4 protein-coding genes are annotated in these 3,737 nt (G+C 50.8%); all 4 read right to left on the bottom strand.

The features are described 5' to 3' along the window. Window positions 1-485 (bottom strand): SDR family NAD(P)-dependent oxidoreductase (locus tag ACRESD_RS04415; RefSeq protein ID WP_431749807.1); only part of this gene is annotated, 485 nt, incomplete at its 3' end. 26 nt (window positions 486-511) lie between these two features. Continuing rightward, on the bottom strand, window positions 512-1,240 hold the full coding sequence (locus ACRESD_RS04410) for an SDR family NAD(P)-dependent oxidoreductase (protein ID WP_431749806.1): 729 nt from the start codon (window positions 1,238-1,240) through the stop codon (window positions 512-514). Window positions 1,241-1,585: 345 nt separating this feature from the next. Then, on the bottom strand, window positions 1,586-1,894 hold the full coding sequence (locus ACRESD_RS04405; RefSeq protein WP_431749805.1) for a hypothetical protein: 309 nt from the start codon (window positions 1,892-1,894) through the stop codon (window positions 1,586-1,588). Beyond that, window positions 1,891-2,871 (bottom strand): integrase domain-containing protein, encoded by a 981-nt coding sequence (locus ACRESD_RS04400; protein WP_431749804.1) that lies wholly within the window; start codon window positions 2,869-2,871, stop codon window positions 1,891-1,893. Before ACRESD_RS04400 ends, ACRESD_RS04405 begins: the two co-directional genes overlap by 4 nt. Between the last annotated feature and the right edge of the window lie 866 nt (window positions 2,872-3,737).

Below are 3,737 nucleotides of genomic sequence, written 5' to 3'. Positions count from 1 at the left end.
GCCAGGGACTTCGTCAGACCAATCAGAGCACTCTTGGAAGTCGCATAAGCGCTAGCCATTGGGTATCCGTCGGTGGCTGCCACGGACGCCATATTGATAATCACGCCTTGGCGCCTGCCTTTCATAGAGGGTATTACTGCTTTGCACAAGTGGAAGACGCCATCGAGATTGGTGGCGAGGACATTTCTCCAATCATCTTGATCAATATATTCTAAACCCTCAGATGGCGGTTGCTGGATTCCGGCACAATTCACAAGGGCGTCAATCTTTCCTACTTCTAAAAGTATTCGATCTATACAGTCATTAACTACTCTGAAATCACGAACATCACACTTTATTACGTGGATATTTGCATGCGTCTTGTTTTGTTTTTCAGGGTTTAAGCACAGTGAAAAAACAGTATCGCCGGCTATAGCGTGTTTCTCTGAAATTGCTAAGCCGATCCCCCTCGTTCCGCCGCTGACGACAATAACTCTGCTGGACATATATGCACCTCTTGAGGATCAATAAACTAAGTTATGATCCATCCTCCATTGCAGTCAAGTGTTGCTCCATGCACATAATCAGCATGCTTGGAAATTAAAAATAGGACGGTCCCTGCAATATCTTCTCCCTTACCAAGTCTGCCGAGAGGGACATGGCTTTTAGCCCATTTGTCGCTTAGGTCGGCGTCTGATATCATATCTGTATCTATCCGGCCCGGTGCTATAGCATTAACTGTAATGCCACACCCCCTTAATTCGTAAGCGAGCCCTTTAGTTAAACCAATAAGCCCCGCTTTTGACGAGATGTAGTCAACGGAGGCGAGTACTCCTCCAAATCTGGCAGAGGCTGAGGAGATATTTATGATTCGTCCATAGTGATTCCTTTTCATATGAGGAATCACTTGTTTGCAGGTATAGAATGCGCCGGACAAGTTCGTGTTGATCACTTGATGCCAAGTGGCCTCTTGAATATCTTCAATCAGAAATCGCCCATCAGGCTTGATGTGAGAAATACCGGCATTGTTGACAAGTATGTCTATTTTGGAGTGCTTATCAATCACCTGCTTAATCATTGCTGTGACTGATTTTAAGCAAGATATATCGCATTGAACATACTCAACGCGCTCAGGAAGCTGAACTTTAGACTGCGCTTTGGTGCCGCAAGTGACAACTATTAAATTGTCTTCAAGTGCAAGCAGTTTGACGATGGCGAAACCGATTCCTCTTGTTCCGCCCGTAATAAGGGCAACTTTCATAGCCGAACATCCCTGTAAGCATGAGAGATACTAGTTGAAGAGATAGCTAGCTATCTATTTGGCTGTATGATTTCTCGTGTGTATTTATATTCTTGACGGTGCGAGGCTGAATTGTCAACGCCGGAACTGGATCCAATCATTGTTTGATTTAATTGGTTTTTTTTGATTTTTATAAGCTCAGAGAATAAAGAGGGCGTGCTTATTGTTATATATTATTAGGAATTGGTGTACGTTCTGGTGCGCAAGTTCGTCTGGGTAAGCATTGCGAATGCCGCGAATCTATGTCCTCGTCGCTGCCAGACCAGATGAATGAGAGCCTTAGATGTACCGGATATTTTGTATGGCTCAGCTCTGTTTGATTTGCTTTCTCACATATTCTGACACGCTGAATTGCCAATTTTTTCCTAAGCGATGAGTGAGTAGGCGCACGGTCAGCACATAGTAATAACGCGTCAATTCAGTGCGGTGCATTAGGTGGTGATTCAAAAACCACGCAAGGTGTTTTCTCTTCCAATTCCATAAATTGTCACGCTGCCAGCGCTCAGCGATAGCTGCTTGGATTGCCTTTGCCTGGCGAAGGTGACGCTGCCGAGTAGCGTGCGATCCGGTCAGGACTCCTGCGAGGAAGAGCTCCATATAGAATGCTGTTCTCATGCGCGGCCACCAATGTAAGTCGACACCACGTCGATACGACCGTGCCCCAGCTCATAGCTGATTTGTGCTCGGGCTTCCTGGTCGAGGTGATGATCAAGTTGGTAGCAATTGCCACCGTTGACGGGCGCAGGATGCCGGGTGATTTGCTCGTAACGTTCGCACGCATAGGTCGCCCGCAATTCGTGGAAGCCCTTGAGGTTGTGCGTATTGAGAATTTCCCGTGCAGGCCGAACGATTAGCTGTTGGAAATCGAGGTAGCATTCATTTGTTGCAAGCAGATTGCGGCTACCATTCGGCGAGACTTGAAGGGCGAATGTCAGTGCGTCGCTGATGTGATCATCTACCGTAATCCAACGAGGGGCCGAGGCCCCCGAGCGGCCACCTTTGGTGCCGTCTTGGATGTTGATCTTGCCGTATTGTTTGGCTTCACTTTTTAGGCGTGGTAGGTCAGCCAAAATGGCCTCGCGCAAGCGCATGCCGGCGGCTCGCGCTAACTGAACGATGGCCGCAACGCGTGTCTGCTGATGTTCGCAAAGCACCTCGACCATCCGCTTCAAATGTTCGCGGTCTTGGCCTTGAGGTGCCATGGTGCGAACGGATGTGCGCTGCATTCCCAGCGTCTTGCTCGGACTCGACACCTTCACATACTGATCACCGCGAAGGGCGGCCATGGTTTGGTTCACGCTAGACAACCGATTTTGCGCGGTGGCGATGCCGATAGCGTCTTGTTCAACCTGCTGACGTAGATGTCCTGCGTAATCCAGTAAGGTCTGCCGATTAATCTGCCGCGCATCGTTAAAGCCCGGCCCATCATCCGAACGACACCAGCGCACGAAAGCCTGCCAGCGATCACTGTGCGCCTTGACCGTACCGTAGTGTCCGCCGCCGAACATGTTCTTCAATGCCTGCGGCCCGGCATAACTCAGTTGCCAACCCCATCCAAAATTTCGCCCGTTTCGTCTACCGACCAATGCCATGATCGAACCCTTCTCGAAGCCAACACTTTTGAAAATTTCCCCACGTCATCCCGCCAAGAATGTTGAGTGTTATCAGGGATCAAGGCCCCTGCGACCTGTGAGGGTTTTCCACTAACGCTGGAATGACGGCTCCTTACGACCGGGAGCTTGGGCATCTCATGATCTGGCCTCCTGAGCACTTCCGAAGAAGTGGGCGGGTGGAGGCTGCGCTGGCTGACGAGACCAGCGCCGCGAGATCCTGAGTCGGGTGAAGGCAGTGAGGCGATGACCGGGGCATGCCTGACTGTCAGTCAGGTGCAGTCCATTCCGTGGGCTGCGGCACCATCATCTGCATCGCTGTTGCTGGTGACTTCGGTGTTTGTCACGCCGATTGTCGCGAGGGGAAATGCCGCAAAGCCTTGTACGAGTTGGGCTGCAGCAGCGGTAGGAGCGCCCGTCTCTTTCCGGAAGAAAGAGACGGGCGCAGGTTGGCGCAAGGAAATGGCCAAGCGGATAGGTTGCTGCAGGGCAGCTATGAAAGGGGATGAGTTGCCGCAGTGGGCACACTGGTAAAAGTAGGCATCCATCACATCGCTGTGACCGTGCGAGCCGCCGGACGCTAATCGCACTTTGGGAGAACCACCACGGTGTGGCGTAGCCTTAAAGGTTCTGGCTACCTGGGTTGCTGTCAACGACAGCGCTTTGCCCGATCTTTTCTACGCTTGTGGATAATTCGGGTCAAGGCTCGAATTTTCGGGAGCTCTGCGGCTGTGGATGAAATTATCCACCGGTGGAAATCAGTGGTTTTCCACAGACAGTTGCGTGGGCTTTAGACTTTTTAAGTGAGGTCCATCCAAGCAGGGCGGCTTTGCAGCCCTGTTTGGATG

The sequence above is a fragment of the Pseudomonas sp. genome (assembly GCF_050739995.1).
GTDB lineage: Bacteria > Pseudomonadota > Gammaproteobacteria > Pseudomonadales > Pseudomonadaceae > Aquipseudomonas.
The sequence above is the reverse complement of the archived record's forward strand: the minus strand, read 5'-3'. Positions and strand labels throughout refer to the sequence as shown.